The organism is Streptomyces sp. NPDC003456 (assembly GCF_042878735.1).
GTDB lineage: Bacteria > Actinomycetota > Actinomycetes > Streptomycetales > Streptomycetaceae > Streptomyces.
This window is the reverse complement of record NZ_JBIAOK010000004.1, coordinates 158,536-176,991: the sequence shown is the minus strand read 5'-3', so window position 1 is coordinate 176,991 and position 18,456 is coordinate 158,536. Positions and strand designations below refer to the sequence as shown.

The window sequence follows — 18,456 nt, the reverse complement described above, 5'->3', positions numbered from 1 at the left end:
GATACCTGTCACATGATGCCGCGCTCTCTGGCACGGCGTGCCGGGGTGGGGGGCCTCACCGGGCTGGGGCCGGCCCGGTGAGGCCCGCGGAACGCCCGCGCCGCCTCCTTCGACGACGACAGGGCGCCGGGTGGCCGGCCCCCACCCCGAGGGGGACGGCCGCCCCGCCCACGAGGGTCCGGCCCCCGACCGGCCGACGGATTTCGGCCGTGGCGGGGGGCGGGCGTAGCCCTCGCGGGAGTACGGGGGTGAGCTGCGCTCGCTGTGCGACTGCGGGTTCTTTCTGACCGGCGGGCGGAGCGCCCGTGACGTCGGAGCCCCGAGGAGGTGTCAGCGCGCGCCCGTTGGGCCGGGGACTAGCCAGGGAAGAGGGGGATGTCCCGCTGGGCGTCCCGGACACCGGCCGCGCCGGTACGGCGGGCTGCGGCGCCGGGGAGCAGCTGCGGTGGGACGCGAAGACCCGGGGTGAGGGCGTGCGGGGCGACGTGCCGCGGGGTGCCCTGGTCGGCAGCCGACCGGTTGCCGAGCGCACCGTCGGACCGCCCGCCCGGAGCCTGGTCCGGCGGGACGGTCCCGAGGCGAGTTCCGTCAGCGCCCCCGCGGGCGAGGGCGGCCCGGTCCGGTCGTCCGGCTCGGTGCGCGGACGCGGCGACCGTGTGGACGACGAGGTGACGACCGGTGCGGTGCGAAATGTTCTCCGCCTGGTTGGTCCACCGGTGGTTGTCGGGTGCGCCGACGGAGGCCGGCTTCGTCGTGTCCGGCTGGGGGACGGCTGCCGCGGGGAGGGGCCACAGGGCCCGGAGGGGCGGCAAAGTCGGGAGGGGTGCGCCAGCCGGGAGCGGTGGCAAAGCCGGAGGCGCCGGCACAGCCGGGAAGGGCAGCAGAGCCGGGAAGGGCAGCAGGTCCCCGATCCCGGGCTGGGCGGGCAGCGGCAGGGGCGAGGCCGACGAAAGAGCCGGGAGCAGGGGCAGATCTGCGACCCCGGGCACGGCGGGAGGAGGCAGGGCCGAGGCCGAAGGCAAAGCCGGGAGGGGTGGCAGGTCCGCAGCCTGGGGCACGGCGGGAAGAGGCAGGGCCGAGGTCGCCCGAAGCGGCGGCACGTCGTGCCGTGCGGGAGAGGCTGCCCGGAGGGGTGGCAGGTCGGCGGCCGCTTCCCGGAGGGGCGGCACGTCGCGCCCGGCGGGGGCGGCTGCCCGGAAAGGCGGCACGTCGTGGCGGGCGGGGGCGGCGGGCTGAGCGGGGAGCCGCACGGGCCGGGTGGGCAGGCCAGGCGCCGGCGCCTGGGGCTTCGGCGAGGACCGTGACGCCGAGACGCCGGACCGGCCGGGCAACCGCTGCCCTGCCGGAGCGTCCGGCGAACCCGGCTCCACGCACCCCGGCCCCTCAGCCCGGCCCGAGTGCCTTGGCAGCGGCGGCAGCGTCGGCGGCTGCGCGAGCCGCCCGGGCTCCGCCGCCCGCGCCTCACCCACCGCCCGAACGGCCGTCTCCGCCACGGCCTCCAGGGTGTGCACGCGGTGCGCCCGGCCAGCTCCGGGCCCGGCGGCCGGCGCCTCCCCGGGTCCGCCAGCCGCATACGCCCGCTCCCCGCACAGCAGCGCGAGGAGCACCACGCCACCCGTCAGCAGCACCACCTGGAGGGCACGCCGTCCGGCCGCCGTGCGCAGGACGCGCGACGCGGTACCGGGCAGAACCGCTGACCAGGACAAGAGGGGAGCTTCCTCCCGTGCGACGGAACCAGGGCGGGCCGCGTCACGGGCGGAGGACCGGCACGTCGCGGTGCGGCCCGGCTCCGGCGCGACTCGCCACCGAGCAGGCGCCGATCCTCGCACGGAAGTGCGGACGCCGCGCAAGCCTTTGCCGGGCGACGATCCGTCAGATGCCCGTGGACGGGCCGGACGGCACCCCCGGCTGGGGGCCGTCCGGCCGCCCTCAGCTCACGCCGCGTCCGGTATCGGCAGCGGCCGCTTCTCGATCGCCGCCGCCATGACCTCCGGGAACAGGTCGGGCGTACAGGCGAACGCCGGTGCGCCCAGGGCCGCGAGGGCCGCTGCGTGCTCCCGGTCGTAGGCAGGGGCGCCCTCGTCCGACAGGGCCAGCAGCGTCACGAACTGCACCCCCGACGCCTTCATCGCCGCGACCCGCTTGAGCATCTCGTTGCGGATACCGCCCTCGTAGAGGTCACTGATCAGCACGACCACCGTCTCCGCGGGGCGGGTGATCTGCGACTGGCAGTAGGCGAGCGCCCGGTTGATGTCCGTGCCGCCGCCCAGCTGGGTGCCGAACAGGACGTCCACCGGGTCGTCGAGCTGGTCGGTCAGGTCGACGACCGCCGTGTCGAAGACGACGAGTCGCGTGGAGATCGTCCGCATCGAGGCGAGCACCGCCCCGAACACCGATGCGTAGACCACCGATGCCGCCATGGATCCCGACTGGTCGATACAGAGGATGACCTCCTTCTTGGTGGACCGGGTCGCCCGCCCGTATCCGATGAGGCGCTCCGGCACGATCGTCCGGTGCTCGGGCAGGTAGTGCTTGAGGTTGGCCGCGATGGTGCGGTTCCAGTCGATGTCGTGGTGGCGGGGCCGGCTGACGCGGGCGCTGCGGTCGAGCGCGCCGGTGAGGGTGGCCCGGGTGCGGGTGGCCAGCCGCTTCTCCAGGTCCTCGACGACCTTGCGCACGACGGCCCGGGCCGTCTCCTTCGTCGTCTCCGGCATGGCCTTGTTGAGCGACAGCAGCGTGCCGACCAGGTGCACGTCGGCCTCGACCGCCTCCAGCATCTCCGGCTCCAGCAGCAGCGTGGCGAGGCCGAGCCGGTCGATGGCGTCGCGCTGCATGACCTGCACGACGGAGGACGGGAAGTACGTGCGGATGTCGCCGAGCCAGCGGGCCACCGAGGGCGCCGACGCGCCGAGTCCCGCGGAGCGGTCCCGGCCGGTCTGCTTCCCGCCGTCCTTCTTGCCGTACAGGGCGGTGAGCGCGCCGTCCATCGCCGCGTCCCGCCCGGACAGCACGCATCCCGTGCCGTCGGCGGCCTCGCCCCCGAGCACCATCCGCCACCGCCGCAGCCGTTCCTGCGCGGGGTCCGTCACCTCGGCCGTCACCGTTGCGCTCCTGCCCGCGGTCGTTCCCACAGCGGCATCACCGGCACGGTCGTCGCCGGCCGGCCCTCCGCCTGAGCGCCACCAGCCGTCGCGGACGCGGCCGTCACGTCGGTCGTCATCCCGTCACCCCCGTCAGTTCGTCGGTCGGCTCGTTCGCCGTTTCGTGGTCCGTGTGCGTTTGGTCCAGTCCGAGCAGCAGCCGTACGACCGGAAGCACGGCATCCGCACGTGCCGGGTCGAGGTCGGCCGCGAAGCCCGGCAGGCCCGAGGGCGCGGCGGCCACGCCGCCCGTCGCCCCCGGGCCGCGCCGGACCAGCTCGCCCAGGGTGCGGCGCACCCCGGGTTCGTACGCGGAGAACGTGCGCCGCAGCAGGGGCAGCACGTCCGTGAACGCCTCGGCCGGCACACCGGTCAGCCAGGCGTCGACCAGCCCCAGCAGCCGTTCGTCGTGCACCAGGAGCATCCCGCCGCCGGACCCCCCTCCGACGAAGCCCTCGATCCAGGCGGCCGCGTCCGCGGGCGGTGTGCCCGGTGACAGGACGAGCCCCATGAGGCGCGCCGCCTCGCCCTGCTCCAGCTCCCCGTCGTCGAGGAGCAGCCGCACGGCCCGGCCGCGGATCACCCCGGGCACGGTGTCCCGCACGGACAGCACCCGCAGGACCGACCGCCAGCGGTCCCTCAGCCGGCCGTGCCCTGCCGCGGGCGCGTCCCCGAGGAGGCCGACGGCCGAGTGCACCGCGTCCACGTGGGACCGCATCTCCTCGGCGGCGTCCGCGTCGAGGGCGGCACAGGCCGGGGGCAGGCCGACGAAGACCCGCTCGGCCAGACCGGCGGCGACCTCCCCCAGGGCCCCGGTGTCCGTGCCCCGGACGTCGCCGTAGCGCAGCGAGCGGACCAGGGCCGGGAGTGCCTGGGCGAGATGGCCGACGTCGGCGTCGAGGGCGGCGCGGTCGGCCAGGATCCGCATCACGGTGGGCAGGGCGTCGGGGAGTTCGGCCAGCAGGCAGCGCTCGGCGAACGCCGTGACGTCGGCGAGGCCCGGGGCGGCGACCGCGTCGGCCTCCGCCTTCGCGGTCGCGGCGGACAGGACGGTCGTGCCCCAGACGCCGGCCTCGGCGATCCGCACGGACAGCTCGGGCTCCCAGCGCAGCCGCCACGTCTCCCGGAAGGTGCCCGTGCTGCTCCGGGACGCGGCCGGTTCGCCCCAGGCGATGCCGAGCAGCCGCAGCCGGTGCAGGAGTCTGCTGCGGGCGGCGTCGGTGTCCTTGCGCAGGTCGAGCTCCAGCTCGCGCTCCAGCGCCTCCGGCTTCAGCCGCAGCCGGCGCTGGAGCCGGTCCAGGTCGCGCTGGAGCGGGACGGCCGGTGCGGTGACAGGCACCTCCCCCAGCACGTCCCCCACGACCAGCCGGTCCCGCACCAGTGCCAGCGGTACGTCCGAGCCCTCGCACATGACCGCCCGCACGGCGTCGGTCGTCTCGCTCAGGCCGGGCAGCGGACGGCCGCGCATCGCGGCGAGCGTCTCGGCCAGCCGCACCGCCTCGATGACGTGGGCGGAGGAGACCATCCGGTCCTCCTCGCGCAGCAGGCCGGCCACCTTGGTCATCCACCGCTCCACCGGCCGGTCCGGGGCGGCGAAGAGGTGCCCGTACCAGCCGGGCGAGTCGATGCCCGCGCCGTAGCCGCTGAACCGGGACAGTCTGCGGTGGGTCCACGGCACCCACGTCATGTCCGTCTTGACCTTGGGCAGGCCCTTCAGCAGGGCCCGGTCGGCGGTGACGGTGGTCCTCTGCCGGAGCGCGGGCACGTGCCAGGCCCCGCAGACGACGGCCACGCCGTCCTCGAACTCCTTCTGCGCGGCCCGCACCTGCAGGCGCATGTACGCCTCGCGCACCAGGTCCCGGTCGTGCCCTCCGCTGCCGTACGTCTCCCGCAGGGCCGCCATGGCCTCCTCGAGCGCGGTGAACGGGGCGAGTGCGTCGCCCTTCCCCGCGCCCCGGTGCTCGACGACGTCCTCCCACCAGCGCTCCGGGTCGTCGTACCCGGCGGTCTCGGCGAGCACGCCGAGCGGGTCGATCCGCACCTCGGCGGGATCCGGGGCAGGCCGGTCGCCGTCCCCGCCGGCGGTGGGCCCGGCGTGCGGAGGACGCTCCCCTCCGGCGTCCTCCTGCCTGTCCCACGCCAGCGTGTGTGCGGCCGGCAGGTCGATGAAGCGGGCCGGGACGCCGTGCTCCAGCGCCCAGCGCAGGGCGACCCACTCGGGGGAGAACTCGGCCAGCGGCCAGAACGCCGAGCGGCCGGGCTCGTCCACCGCGTGGGCGAGCAGCGCGACCGGCGGCCGCATCTCCCCGTCGGCGGCGAGCGGGATCAGTACGTCGGCCTCGGGCGGCCCCTCGACCAGCACGACGCCGGGCCGGGTCTCGTCCAGCGCGGCCCGCACCGCCCGCGCCGACCCCGGCCCGTGGTGGCGCACGCCGAGCAGCAGCGGCCCCGCCCCGGGCCGCCGAGCCGCGGCCCCTTCCACACCGGTCACCTTCTCCCCTCCCGTCCCTCGCCCGAAGCCGGCCCCCGCCCCCGGTGGTTCACCGGCTCACCTCGCGGCAGGCCCGGTAGAAGTCCTTCCAGCCGTCGCGCTCGCGCACGACCGTCTCCAGGTACTCCTGCCAGATGACGCGGTCCGCCGCCGGGTCGCGGACCACCGCGCCGAGGATGCCCGCGGCCACGTCGCCCGGCCGCAGCACGCCGTCGCCGAAGTGGGCCGCCAGCGCGAGGCCGTTGGTGACGACGGAGATCGCCTCGGCCGTGGACAGCGTGCCGCTGGGCGACTTGAGCTTCGTGCGGCCGTCGGTCGTGACGCCGTCGCGCAGCTCGCGGAAGACGGTGACGACCCGGCGGATCTCGTCGAGGCCGTCGGGTGCGGCCGGCAGGTCGAGCGAGCGGCCGATCTGGTCGACACGGCGCGAGACGATGTCGACCTCGGCCTCGGGGCTCTCCGGCAGCGGCAGCACCACCGTGTTGAACCGGCGGCGCAGGGCGCTGGACAGGTCGTTGACCCCGCGGTCGCGGTCGTTGGCCGTGGCGATCAGGTTGAAGCCGCGGACCGCCTGCACCTCCTGGCCCAGCTCCGGTATCGGCAGGGTCTTCTCCGACAGGATCGTGATGAGCGTGTCCTGCACGTCCGCCGGGATGCGCGTCAGCTCCTCGACCCGGGCCGTCATGCCCTCCGCCATCGCCCGCATGACCGGGCTCGGGACGAGGGCGTCGCGGCTCGGACCGTGGGCGAGCAGCTGCGCGTAGTTCCACCCGTAGCGGATGGCCTCCTCGGGCGTGCCCGCGGTCCCCTGCACCAGCAGCGTGGAGTCGCCGCTCACGGCCGCGGCCAGGTGCTCGGACACCCAGGTCTTCGCCGTGCCCGGGACACCGAGAAGGAGCAGGGCGCGGTCGGTGGCGAGCGTGGTGACGGCGACCTCGACGATGCGGCGCGGCCCCACGTACTTCGGTGTGATCACCGTGCCGTCGGGCAGGGTGCCGCCCAGCAGGTAGGTGGCGACGGCCCACGGCGACAGCTTCCAGCGGGCCGGACGCGGACGGTCGTCCTGAGCGGCCAGCGCGGCCAGTTCCTGCGCGAAGGCGTCCTCGGCATGCGGTCGCAACGGCTCGGCCGGGCGCGTCCCGCCCGCTTCGACGGTCGTCGGCTCCACGGACACAGTCATGGCAAAGTCCCCCTCCAGCTCCGCCGGTTCGGATCTGGGGTCCACGTAACACCACGCCACTGACAATGCGCTCCGACCTGCGCGAACACCGCCGCGGGCACCCGGCCGCGCTCGCTCGCCGAGGCCATTGTCAGTGGCGGGACCTACCGTCGGACGCATGACTCAGCAGGGGGTGCGCTGGACCGCGGAGCAGGTGCTGGCACTTGCGCCTGACGCGGCATCACGCAAAGCGGGAAGCAAACTGGCCACGGCGGGGCCGTGGTCCGAGGCGGGGAGTGCCGGCGAGGGGGCGGTGTGGGGACTGTGCAAGGGCAGCGGGAGCAAGCCGTACCAGACGGTCGTGGACCTCGCGGACGCGTCCGGGCCCGCGTACAAGTGCAGTTGCCCGAGCCGCAAGTTCCCGTGCAAGCACGCGCTGGGGCTGCTGCTGCTCTGGGCGGGCGGGGACGGAGCCGTGCCGGCCGGGAAGCCGCCGGAGTGGGCCGCGCAGTGGACAGCGGCCCGGCGCCGGCGCGCTGAGGAGAAGAAGGACGGGGACGGCACCGGTGCGCCGTCCGGCTCGGCCGATCCCGAGGCCGCCCGCCGCCGGGCCGAGCGCCGTGCCGAGCGCGTCACGGCGGGCGCGACCGAGCTGGAGCAGCGCCTGGCGGACCTGCTCCGCGGCGGCCTGGCCTCGGCGGAGCAGGCGGGTTACGGGCTGTGGGAGGAGACGGCGGCCCGCATGGTCGACGCCCAGGCCCAGGGCCTCGCCGCACGGGTCCGGGAGCTGGGCGCGATCCCGTCCACCGGCCCGGGCTGGCCGGTGCGGCTGCTGGAGGAGTGCGCGCTGCTGCACCTCCTCGGCCAGGGCTGGCTGCGCCGTGAGCGCCTCCCGGACGGCCTCGCCGCGACGGTCCGCTCCCGCATGGGCCTGCCGGCCTCCGCCGACGGCCCGCCGCAGAAGGACACCTGGCTGGTCCTCGCCCAGTACGACACCGCGGACCCGCGCCTGACGACCCGCCGGACATGGCTGTACGGCGCGGACACGCAGCGCACGGTGCTGCTCCTGTCCTACGGCGCCGCGGGGCGGGCTCCGGAGCTGTCCCTGCCGGTGGGTCTGGCGCTGGAGGCCGAGGTGTCGGCGTATCCCGGCGCCGGGCAGCCGCGGGTCGCCCTGGGCGAGCAGTTCGCCCCGCCCGCACCGACGGCGATACGCCCGCCCGGCCTGACGACGGCCCGCGCGGCCGCCCGCTACGGCGACGCCCTGCGCGACGACCCGTGGCTGGAGTCCGTTCCCGTCACGTTGGACCGGGTCGTTCCGGTCCCGGACGGCGACTCCTGGCAGGTGGCGGACGCCGACGAGGACGCGGCCCTGCCGCTGACTCCCGCGGCGCGGTCCCGTCCGGGCCTGTGGCGGCTCGTCGCCCTGTCGGGCGGCGCACCGGTCAAGGTCTTCGGCGAGTGCGGCCACCAGGGCTTCACCCCGCTGACGGCGTGGCCGGAGGGCCCGGGGGAGCCGGTCGGCCTGTGCTGACCGCCGCGTCCCGCAGATCACGCATCGTCCAGGCATCACCGGACAACCGGGCGCTCCGTCGACCGCCCCGGGGTGTCCCGCAGAAGGGAAGTTCATGACCAGGACCTCCACCCCCGTGGACGCGCCCGCGGGCGATTGGGAAGGGCTCGTCACGACCGCGCTGCTCGGCACCGACCGGCGCACCCCGCCGGGTGTCGTCCCGGGGCCGGACGCCCCGGCGGCGCTGCTGGACGCGGCGGCCGTGGAGACCGTGCGCCGCAGGGCCGGCCTGCGTCCGGCCCGGGCGGCGGAGCGTCCGAGACCGGCCCCGCAGGACACGCGTCCGCCCCTTCCGGCGGCGGCCGCCCGCAGGCTCGCCCTGCTCCTGGCCGACCGCCCGGGCCCGTCCGGCGGCGGGCGCCGGGGCGCCGCCCCCGACCTGATGGAACTGCTGCCGCAGTGGCTCGCCACGGCCAACGCCCGCGGCTTCGCGCCGCCTGCGCACCTCCTGCCGGCACTGCTGGACGCGGCCCGGGGCCGGACGGATCTGCGTCCGGCGGCACTGGAGTTCGCCGGGCCGCGGGCCCTGTGGCTGGCGCGGCTGAACCCGGACTGGCGCTTCGCCCTGCGCTCGACGCCGGGCGGCGGAGCGGCGCTGCCGCACCTCGACGACGGCGAGGGGATCGAGCAGTTGTGGCAGGAGGGCCTGTTCGCCGAACGGGTCGCGCTGCTGTCGGCGCTGCGCTCCCGTGTCCCGGCCGCCGCCCGCGAGTTGCTCGCGACGACCTGGACGACCGAACGGGCCGAGGACCGGCTGATGTTCCTCGACTCCCTGCGCGCGGGCCTCGGTCCGGACGACGAGCCGTTCCTGGAGCAGGCCCTGGCCGACCGCAGCCGCAACGTCCGGGCGACGGCGGCGGAGCTGCTGTCGTCGCTGCCCGGTTCGGCGCTGGCCGCACGGATGGCGGTCCGGGCGGCGGCGTGCGTGGCCATCGACCACGCGCAGACGGCGGTGACCGCCCAGCCACCCACCGACAGCGCCGGACTCCCCGTCGCGGAGGCGCAGCAGCACGGGCCGGCGGCGGGACCATCGATCGTCGTTGAGGCGCCGCACGAGTGCGACTCCGGTATGGAGCGGGACGGTGTGGTGGCCAAGGCGCCCGCGGGACGGGGTGAACGGTCGTGGTGGTTCGGTCAGTTGGTGGAGGCGGCACCGCTGGGGATCTGGCCGGGGAGGCTCGGCGGCCGGACCCCCGCGGAGATCGTGGCGCTGCCCGTGGCGGACGGCTGGCAGGGCGAACTGCACGCGGCGTGGTGCCGGGCCGCGGTACGTCAGGCGGACGCCGAGTGGTCGCGGGCACTGCTCGGCGAGCCCACCGCTCCGGAGGCCGGCGGCCCCGGCGCGGTGTCCCTGGCCGAACGCGCCAAGCTGCTCGACACGCTGGGCGCCGGCGAACGGGCGGCGTGGGTGGCCGGCTTCATCGCCACGCACGGCCTGTCCGAGGCGTTCCAACTGCTCGGCGTGTGCGCGGTGCCGTGGGCTCCTCCGCTCGGCCGGGCGGTGGTGGACGCGCTCAACATCGCTCGGGACGCGGGGAGTTATCCATGGAGCTTCAGCGGAGTGATGGGACTGGCCGAACGCTGCCTGGACCCGTCCGAGGCGAGCCGCCTCGACGCGCTGCTGGCCGTGCCGGACGAAGCGGAGAACGCCTCCCCCGGGGCCGGCGGCTACTGGGCGGAGGCCTTCCAGCGCCTGGTCACGACCCTGCGCCTGCGCGCGGCCATGACGGAGGAACTGCTGACGCCCTAAGACCCGGGGCCCTGACGAAGAGCACCACGGCCGACCGCCCGGGCCGGGCCGTCGGCGTCTCTGCCGACTCCGGAGTCGAGACCGCCACACGCCGCACTGATACATGTCGGACCTGCACACGCCGGACCGGCGCACGCCGCCCGAACCGTGGCCCGGCCGCCGGAGATCTACGCTCCGGCAGGCTGGCGGACGTTCGTGCGAACCCAGTCGACGATCGACTGCGTGGTCGCGCCGGGCGTGAAGATCTCCGCGACACCCTTCTCCTTCAGCGGGGGGATGTCCGCCTCGGGGATGATCCCGCCGCCGAAGACCAGGATGTCCTCGGCGTCCCGCTCCTTGAGCAGGTCGATCACCGCCGCGAAGAGCGTGTTGTGGGCGCCCGAGAGGATGGAGAGCCCGATCGCGTCGGCGTCCTCCTGGATCGCCGTGCCGACGATCTGCTCCGGGGTCTGGTGGAGGCCCGTGTAGATGACCTCCATACCGGCGTCGCGCAGGGCCCGCGCGATCACCTTGGCCCCGCGATCGTGGCCGTCGAGCCCCGGCTTGGCCACCACCACGCGGATCGGACCGGCTGCCACACCCATCACTGCCTCCATGAAGCGACTACATCCATCCGTACCGACAAGTACCGCACAGATCCCCCGCGCGGTACACGCCGAACACACCGCTCGGGCCGCCGCCCACCGCACCTGCTGCGGCGCCACGGCACGGACGCCCCGCCCCGAACCGTCCGGGCAAGTGAACGAACGTTATCTCCAGGATCCCGCAACCGGCAGTTTCGCGGTGCAGACCGAGGGGGAAATCACATGGTGGGACAAGCGCAAGGGGAGCCGCCAGGAGGTCGCCCGACCGCACGCCACCCACGAGACCCGGCGGCGGTACGGCCACTTCGGCGAAGGCACACAGGGCCGGCACGACACGCAGGGCACGCACCGCGCAGCAGCGAGAAGCCTCGTCACCCCACCGATCGGGGACCTCGTCGCACCAACGGCGTCACTCACGCCGCATGCCGCGCGGCGTTCCCGCAGCCCACTGGGCTCACACCGCTCGGGCGGTCGTCGCCGGCCGTCTTCACGGCTGCTTTCCATGAGGGCACACGGGGGGCGGAGCCGCCCTCGGGCGTGCCGACAGGAGGTCGGCCGTGAAGGTCACCGGAATCGCCGGGATCAGCGCAGTCACTGGGGTCAGCGCGCTCGCAGCCGTCGGCCGGATCGGCGGAATGGCCCTGCCCTTCCTGCCTGCCGGCCGAGGCCCGCTGCCGAATGAGCCCACCGAGGCGAACGAGGCACAGGAGGCGAACGAGCCGGCTCAGCTCCCCGGCAGACCAGGACCGCCCGGCCTGCCGAAGCTGCCGGAACTGCCCGGGCTCCCCGGGCTGTCCGGGCTCCCGGGGCTGTCCGCCGCCCTGCTGAAGGCCACCGTCCTGGAGCTGGCGATCCTGGCCGGGCACCTCCTGCTCTACCCCTCCGGCATCACCCAGGAGCGACGCCCCCGGGTCCCGGCCCCCGCCGCCGAAGGGACCACCCGGCTCCCCGCGGAGGCGAAGCCGCCCGTGGTCCTGCTGCACGGCTTCGTCGACAACCGGTCGGTCTTCGTCCTGCTGCGCCGCAACCTCGCCCGGCACGGCAGACAGCGGATCGAGTCCCTCAACTACTCGCCGCTGACCTGCGACATACGACTGGCGGCCGAGCGGTTCGGCCGGCACGTCGAGGAGGTTTGCGAACGGACCGGGGCCGAGCGGGTCGACGTCGTGGGGCACAGCCTCGGAGGGCTGATCGCGCGGTACTACGTGCAGCGACTCGGCGGCGACACGCGGGTGCGGACCCTCGTCACGCTCGGCACGCCGCATGCGGGCACCCGTGTGGCGCGCTGGGCGGACGCGCACCCCATCGTGCGCCAGATGCGCCCCGGCTCACCGGTGCTCGAGGAGCTCACAAGGCCCGCCCCTGACTGCCGTACGCACTTCGTCGGCTTCTGGAGCGACCTCGATCATGTGATGGTCCCGCCGGAGACGGCCCGCGTCGACCATCCCGATCTGTCGGTGCACAACGTGCGGGTGACCGGCATCGGCCATCTCGCCCTGCCCGTGCACCCCGCGGTCGCCGACGCGATCCGGGAGGTTCTCGACACGGCGCTCCCGGGCGAACCGTCCGCGGACGGGCCCGAGGGGCGGGCCGGCGGTCTGACGGTGGCCTGAAACTCGTCATACAGCCGCCACAGGACTGCGCATCCCCGATCAGCTTCGAACAAACCTCGAACACAAGGCCAAACTCGCGCCCGCAGTCCGCCAAAACACGGCCGAATGCCCGTTTCCTGCGCGCGTGAAACCTGCGGAAGATTGTCGTGCCCGCGTACCGCCGGGTACAGTCGCCGCACTGCTCTGGCAGCCCCTGTTGTCGAGGCGAAAGAGAAGTTGGTGAACGACCGTCACCCGTCGGGGACCATGGCCCCGGCTCCGGCTTCCGACGCCGACTCGGCGCACTACGCGTCGTACGGCACCCAGGAAGCCCCGTACGGCGACTTCACCACGTACGGCGACCACACCGCCACCGGTTTTCCCGGGGCCGACGCGGGTCTCGACGCCTCCGCCCATGCCGCTTCGAGCTTCGCCACGGACCCCCTCTTCGGTGACATGCCGGGCAACGGCCACGGCACGGGTGCGTACGACTCCGGCCAGTGGTCCACGAGTACCCCCGAGAACGCGAACTATGACGCCTACGCGGCCCAGCATCACGCCGCCTACGACACCGGCGTCTACGACACGACCTCCTGGACGACCGGCGGGCAGCCGATGTCGGCGATCCCCTCGCCGACCCAGGCCCCGGACGCCACGGGCCAGTGGGACAGCGGTGCCTGGCTCCAGCCGGACCAGTCGGGCAACGGGGCCGGCCACACGCAGCAGTGGGACTGGGGCACGCAGACCTTCGACACCGGCGCCTACGACGCCACGCAGTGGAACTCCGACGGCTCGGTGGCCCCGGCCGGCGACGGCTACGAGCAGCCTGCCGAAACCTTCGAGCAGCACGAGCAGTCGCAGTTCGAGGGGCACGAGCCGACGCAGTTCGACGAGTCGGAGCAGGTGCCGTTCGACCAGCTCGAGACCGCGACGTTCGAGCACGTCGGCTACGACGACCCCGCGGGTCACGGCCCCGCCGCCGACGGCGACGAGACGGCCTCGATCGGTGAACTGCCCGCCGTGGGACCGCTTCTGGACGGCCAGGAAGAGGTCGTGCCCACCGGTTCCCGGGCGGCCTCGCGGGCCGGGTCCCGCTCCCGCCGCCGTACGCCGCCGAAGCGTTCGGCACTGCTGACCGTCGCGGTGCCCTCGGCGTGCGTGATGGGTGTCGCGGGGATCGCGGCCGCGTCGGTGGGCACCTTGACCGAGGACAGCGCTGCCGAGGCGCACACCACGGCCGCCGACGTGCAGCCGGTGAAGCCGGCCGCGGCCAACAACAAGCTGGACACGCAGCTGCAGAGCCTCGCCGCGGGCGCCGACGACTTCGCCGACCGGGCCAGCCGTACGCAGGAGCGCATCGACCTCAAGGCCCAGCAGGTCGCCGAGAAGAAGCGGGCGGCGGAGGAGGCGGCCCGCAAGGAGCGGCTGCGCCCCAAGTTCGCCCTGCCGGTCTCCCAGCACGGACTGAGCGCCTACTACGGCCAGTCGGGCATCAACTGGATGTCCCTGCACACCGGCATCGACTTCCCCGTCGCGTACGGCACGACCGTGATGGCCGCGACCGACGGCACCGTGCGCACGCAGTGGAACAGCGCCTACGGCAACATGATGATCGTGACCGCGAAGGACGGCACGGAGACGTGGTACTGCCACCTCTCCACCTACACCGTCCCCTCGGGTACGGCCGTGAAGGCCGGCGACCCGATCGCGCGCTCCGGCAACTCGGGCAACTCCACCGGTCCGCACCTGCACTTCGAGGTGCGCCCGGGCGGCGGCTCGGCGATCGACCCGTTGCCCTGGCTGCGCAGCCACGGCATCAACCCGGGCTAGCCACCCGGCACTCACCGGCACCGCCGAGGCTCCCGCACGCCGTGCGAACGGGAGCCTCGAAATCAGGCACTCCCCCGGAGAAGCCCCCGGGGAGTCCTCAGCAGGGTCAGAGCTTCTCCACCGGCGCGTAGCGCAGCAGCAGTCGCTTGGGCTTGGTGTCGCCGAAGTCGATCGTCGCCTCGGCGTTGGCGCCCGTGCCCTTGACCCCGACGACCGTGCCGAGCCCGAACTGGTCGTGGGTGACGCGGTCCCCGACGGCCAGCGCCACCACCGGCTTCTCGGCGGTGCGGCGCGTGGCGAAGCCGGACGCGCCGGAGGCCGAGGAGCGCGAGCGGGACGAGGACAGGGAGGCCGCGACCGCGGACACCGGCCCGGAGGACGCGGGCGCGATCGCTCCCGTGCGCTTCCATTCCACGTGGGCCGGCGGGATCTCCTCCAGGAAGCGGGAGGGCGGGTTGTACGACGGCTGACCCCAGGCGCTGCGCAGCGTGGACCGGGTCAGGTACAGCCGCTCCCGGGCGCGCGTGATGCCGACGTAGGCCAGGCGGCGCTCCTCCTCCAGCTCCTTGGCCTCCCCCAGGGCGCGCATGTGGGGGAAGACGCCGTCCTCCATGCCGGTGAGGAAGACGACCGGGAACTCCAGGCCCTTGGCGGTGTGCAGGGTCATCAGCGTGATGACGCCGTCGCCGTCCTCCTCGTCGGGGATCTGGTCGGAGTCGGCGACCAGGGCGACCTGTTCGAGGAAGTCGGACAGCGTGCCGCCGGTCTCCGCGTCCTCGCCGCGCTCCTGCTCGAACTCCATGGCGACGGCGGCGAGTTCCTGGAGGTTCTCGATGCGGGTCTCGTCCTGCGGGTCGGTGGAGGCCTGCAGTTCGGCGAGGTAGCCGGTGCGCTCCAGCACGGCCTCCAGGACGGTGGCCGGCCCGGCGCCGGACTCCACGATCGTGCGGAGGTCCTCCATCAGCGTGTTGAACCGCTTGACGGCGTTGGTGGAGCGCGCGGCCATGCCGTACGCCTCGTCGACGCGCTTGAGCGCCTGCGGGAAGCTGATCTTCTCGCGCTGGGCGAGGGCGTCGATCATCGCCTCGGCGCGGTCGCCGATGCCCCGCTTGGGCACGTTGAGGATCCGGCGCAGCGGCACCGAGTCCTCGGGGTTGGACAGCACGCGCAGGTAGGCCAGGACGTCCCGGACCTCCTTGCGCTCGTAGAAGCGGACGCCGCCGACGACCTTGTAGGGCAGGCCGACGCGGATGAAGACCTCTTCGAAGACACGGGACTGGGCGTTGGTGCGGTAGAACACCGCGACGTCGCCCGCCTTGGCCTCGCCCGCGTCGGTGAGGCGGTCTATCTCGTCGGCGACGAACTGGGCCTCGTCGTGCTCGGTGTCGGCGACGTAGCCGGTGATGCGGGCGCCGGTGCCCGCGTTGGTCCACAGGTTCTTCGGGCGGCGGGACTCGTTGCGCTCGATGACGGCGTTGGCCGCGGACAGGATGGTCTGCGTGGAGCGGTAGTTCTGCTCGAGCAGGATCGTCGTGGCGTCCGGGTAGTCCTCCTCGAACTGGAGGATGTTGCGGATGGTCGCGCCGCGGAAGGCGTAGATCGACTGGTCGGCGTCGCCGACCACGCACAGCTCGGCGGGCGGGACCTCGGCCTCGGGCGGTACGTCGACGGGGTGCTCGGAGGTGCCGACCAGCTCGCGGACCAGGGCGTACTGCGCGTGGTTGGTGTCCTGGTACTCGTCGACCAGGACGTGCCGGAAGCGGCGGCGGTAGTGCTCGGCGACGTCCGGGAAGGCGCGCAGCAGGTTGACCGTCGTCATGATCAGGTCGTCGAAGTCGAGGGCGTTCGCCTCGCGCAGGCGCGACTGGTACATCGCGTAGGCCTGGGCGAGCGTCTTCTCGAAGCCGTCGGTCGCCTGGGCGGCGAAGTCCTCCTCGTCGATCAGCTCGTTCTTCAGGTTGCTGATCTTGGCGCTGAAGGACTTGGGCGGGTAGCGCTTGGGGTCGAGGTCCAGGTCGCGGCAGACCAGGGCCATGAGGCGCTTGGAGTCGGCGGCGTCGTAGATCGAGAAGGAGGAGGTGAAGCCGAGCTTCTTGCTCTCGCGGCGGAGGATGCGCACGCACGCGCTGTGGAAGGTCATGACCCACATGGCGTTGGCGCGCGGGCCGACGAGCTGCTCGACGCGCTCCTTCATCTCGCCGGCGGCCTTGTTGGTGAAGGTGATCGCGAGGATCTGGCCCGGGTGCACGTTCCGCTCGGCGAGCAGGTGGGCGATGCGGTGCGTGAGCACGCGGGTCTTGCCGGATCCGGCGCCGGCGACGATGAGCAGCGGGGAGCCGGCGTGGACCACGGCGGCGCGCTGGTTGTCGTTCAGCCCTTCCAGCAGCGCGGCGGCGTCGATCACCGGACGGGGGGCGCCGTCCCGGTAGTGGGTGTCCCGGTCCGGCGGCACGTCGAACTTCCCGCCGAACAGATCGTCCGGAAGCGGCTCCGGAGCGTGATCGTCCTCGGGCGGCGGCGGGGGCTCGTCCGCGGGGCCGCGCTGGGCCTGGAGGTCCGCCAGGAAGCTGTCGTCAAAGAGGCTGCTCATCGCTCTCCGAGTCTAGGGCGCCCCACTGACAGCCCGCCGCCACCCCGAGAACATCACCCCGGACCACGGCCGCCAGGGCCGGGCGGATGGCTCGTTGTCACCCAGCAGGACCGCATGATCACGGTCCGCTATGTCCGCAACAATTCCGGACAACTGGCGACCAAACCGCCGCGATCATTCACTCCGGGCAACGCTTCCGGGAAAGGTCACGAAAATGTATCGGGCATATCACCCATCAACCTTCACAGGGGCCACACGAGTTGGCTACCGTGCGATCAGGCCGCACGACCCTCTCCGGCGAACGTCGCCGGGCCGCGCGGCCTCCGCCGAGTCCGGTGTGCCGCAGCGGCAGCCGGAGCCGGGGACCCAACCGAGAACCCCGGGGTGAATCGGCCCGCCTCCGCATCCGGAGAAGGCCGTAGGGCAACCCTTCCGAACCACCCGCCCGAACCCGACAGCTAACCCGGTAGGCGGACGATGGAAGGAGTCGCCTCCCTTGGCGTCGCACCGCAAGTCGCGTCCCACCGGTTCGCGCGTGGCAGGCATACGGACCCCCGCCCTGGCAACGGCGGCCCTCACCTCCGTGGCCCTGCTGTCCCAGTCGGCCGATGCCGCACCCGAGGCCGACGACAAGCCCAGCCTCGAAGAAGTCGAGAAGAAGGTCGACGACCTGTACCGCCAGGCCGAGTCGGCGACCGACAAGTACAACGCGGCCAAGGAGAAGACCGCGAAGCAGCGCAAGCGCGTCGACACCCTCCTCGACGACGTCGCGCAGCGCGCCCAGAAGCTGAACGATGCGCGCGACAAGCTCGGCTCCTACGCCTCCGCCCAGTACCGCACGGGGGCCGCCGCCCCGGAGACGGCGACGTTCCTGCTCGCGGACAGCCCGCAGGACTACTTCGACCAGACCCAGCTGATGGACCGGATGACCGGCCGCCAGAAGGAAGCGGTCGACGACTTCGTCACGCAGCAGTCCGAGACGATGACCAAGCGCCGGGAGGCGACCGAGAGCCTCGAGAAGCTCACCGACGCGCAGGGCGACCTGAAGGCGGCCAAGGCGACCGTCCAGCGCAAGCTGGCCGACGCCCGCACGCTGATGTCGCGGCTGACCGCCGAGGAGAAGGCGCGGCTCGCGGCGATCGAGCAGGAGAAGCAGGAGGAGGCCGACCGCCGGGCCGCCGAGCTGGCCCGGCAGCAGGCCGCGCGGGAGCAGGCCGCGCAGGAGCGGGCGCAGCGCGAGGAGGCCACGCGGCAGGAGAGCGCTTCGCCGTCGGCGGACTCCGGCTCGTCCACCACGACGGCTCCGACGGACTCCTCGTACGCCACCAAGGCGGACAAGGCCCTCGCCTTCGCGCGCGCCCAGATCGGCAAGCCGTACGTCTGGGGGGCCGTCGGTCCGGGCTCCTACGACTGCTCCGGCCTGACCCAGGCCGCGTGGAAGGCCGCGGGCGTCGATCTGCCGCGCACGACGTACGACCAGGTCCGCGCCGGCACCACCGTCCCGGTGTCGCAGGCGCGGCCGGGCGATCTGGTCTTCTTCTACGACGACATCACGCACGTCGGGCTGTACATCGGCAACGGCATGATGATCCACGCGCCCAAGCCCGGCACCTACGTACGCGAGGAGTCGATCTACTACGACGGCGAGTCGGCCGTCCACAGCGTGGTGCGGCCCGCCTGAGCGGACGCGGGCGTTTTTGAGGGGCACGCGCGCGTGCCCCTCACCTCCCGCGCGGGTTGCTCTCTA

10 protein-coding genes and 1 riboswitch are annotated in these 18,456 nt (G+C 73.8%); of the genes, 5 read left to right on the top strand and 5 right to left on the bottom strand.

All coding sequences use genetic code 11. The features are described from left to right. Positions 1-1,934: 1,934 nt before the first annotated feature. The 3 genes from ACFYWG_RS16970 to ACFYWG_RS16960 form a co-directional block, all read right to left on the bottom strand. Positions 1,935-3,050 carry a VWA domain-containing protein gene (locus ACFYWG_RS16970; protein ID WP_376334618.1) on the bottom strand — a complete coding sequence of 372 codons (1,116 nt, stop codon included), beginning with the start codon at positions 3,048-3,050 and terminating at the stop codon, positions 1,935-1,937. A gap of 166 nt (positions 3,051-3,216) precedes the next feature. After that, positions 3,217-5,631, bottom strand: a complete 2,415-nt coding sequence (locus ACFYWG_RS16965) for a DUF5682 family protein (protein WP_389201976.1) — start codon at positions 5,629-5,631, stop codon at positions 3,217-3,219. Positions 5,632-5,680: 49 nt separating this feature from the next. After that, positions 5,681-6,811, bottom strand: a complete 1,131-nt coding sequence (locus tag ACFYWG_RS16960) for an AAA family ATPase (RefSeq protein WP_376334594.1) — start codon at positions 6,809-6,811, stop codon at positions 5,681-5,683. A 157-nt stretch (positions 6,812-6,968) separates the two neighbouring features. On the opposite strand from ACFYWG_RS16960, the gene ACFYWG_RS16955 reads away from it, so the two are divergent. Both ACFYWG_RS16955 and ACFYWG_RS16950 read left to right on the top strand, forming a co-directional pair. Continuing rightward, complete coding sequence (locus ACFYWG_RS16955; RefSeq protein WP_389201974.1) at positions 6,969-8,324, top strand: SWIM zinc finger family protein; 1,356 nt, start codon at positions 6,969-6,971, stop codon at positions 8,322-8,324. A gap of 94 nt (positions 8,325-8,418) precedes the next feature. Further along, positions 8,419-10,113, top strand: a complete 1,695-nt coding sequence (locus ACFYWG_RS16950) for a DUF5691 domain-containing protein (protein WP_389201972.1) — start codon at positions 8,419-8,421, stop codon at positions 10,111-10,113. Between the two features lie 167 nt (positions 10,114-10,280). Here the strand turns inward: ACFYWG_RS16950 and ACFYWG_RS16945 are convergent, their stop codons facing one another. Beyond that, positions 10,281-10,697, bottom strand: coding sequence for a cobalamin B12-binding domain-containing protein (locus ACFYWG_RS16945; RefSeq protein WP_376334600.1), 417 nt, complete (start codon positions 10,695-10,697; stop codon positions 10,281-10,283). A 635-nt stretch (positions 10,698-11,332) separates the two neighbouring features. Between ACFYWG_RS16945 and ACFYWG_RS16940 the strand changes: the two genes are divergently transcribed. Further along, positions 11,333-12,310: an esterase/lipase family protein gene (locus ACFYWG_RS16940; protein ID WP_389202746.1), complete on the top strand. Its 978-nt coding sequence runs from the start codon at positions 11,333-11,335 to the stop codon at positions 12,308-12,310. Between the two features lie 219 nt (positions 12,311-12,529). Then, complete coding sequence (locus ACFYWG_RS16935; protein ID WP_385421539.1) at positions 12,530-14,119, top strand: M23 family metallopeptidase; 1,590 nt, start codon at positions 12,530-12,532, stop codon at positions 14,117-14,119. 106 nt (positions 14,120-14,225) lie between these two features. Here ACFYWG_RS16935 and pcrA read toward each other — a convergent pair whose 3' ends face one another. Beyond that, the gene (pcrA, locus tag ACFYWG_RS16930) at positions 14,226-16,709 is read right to left on the bottom strand and encodes a DNA helicase PcrA (RefSeq protein WP_376334604.1); all 2,484 of its coding nucleotides are present in this window, start codon (positions 16,707-16,709) and stop codon (positions 14,226-14,228) included. Between the two features lie 314 nt (positions 16,710-17,023). Then, a riboswitch (cyclic di-AMP (ydaO/yuaA leader) is annotated at positions 17,024-17,198 on the top strand. 7 nt (positions 17,199-17,205) lie between these two features. Between pcrA and ACFYWG_RS16925 the strand changes: the two genes are divergently transcribed. After that, the gene (locus ACFYWG_RS16925) at positions 17,206-18,390 is read left to right on the top strand and encodes an NlpC/P60 family protein (RefSeq protein ID WP_389201969.1); all 1,185 of its coding nucleotides are present in this window, start codon (positions 17,206-17,208) and stop codon (positions 18,388-18,390) included. The last annotated feature ends 66 nt before the right edge of the window (positions 18,391-18,456 follow it).

Bases quoted from the DNA above. Each gene is read 5' to 3' on its own strand.
- ACFYWG_RS16955 (WP_389201974.1), top strand. From the start codon at position 6,969: ATGACTCAGCAGGGGGTGCGCTGGACCGCGGAGCAGGTGCTGGCACTT.
- ACFYWG_RS16950 (WP_389201972.1), top strand. From the start codon at position 8,419: ATGACCAGGACCTCCACCCCCGTGGACGCGCCCGCGGGCGATTGGGAA.
- ACFYWG_RS16945 (WP_376334600.1), bottom strand. From the start codon at position 10,697: ATGGGTGTGGCAGCCGGTCCGATCCGCGTGGTGGTGGCCAAGCCGGGG.
- pcrA (WP_376334604.1), bottom strand. From the start codon at position 16,709: ATGAGCAGCCTCTTTGACGACAGCTTCCTGGCGGACCTCCAGGCCCAG.
- ACFYWG_RS16970 (WP_376334618.1), bottom strand. From the start codon at position 3,050: ATGGTGCTCGGGGGCGAGGCCGCCGACGGCACGGGATGCGTGCTGTCC.
- ACFYWG_RS16940 (WP_389202746.1), top strand. From the start codon at position 11,333: ATGGCCCTGCCCTTCCTGCCTGCCGGCCGAGGCCCGCTGCCGAATGAG.
- ACFYWG_RS16960 (WP_376334594.1), bottom strand. From the start codon at position 6,811: ATGACTGTGTCCGTGGAGCCGACGACCGTCGAAGCGGGCGGGACGCGC.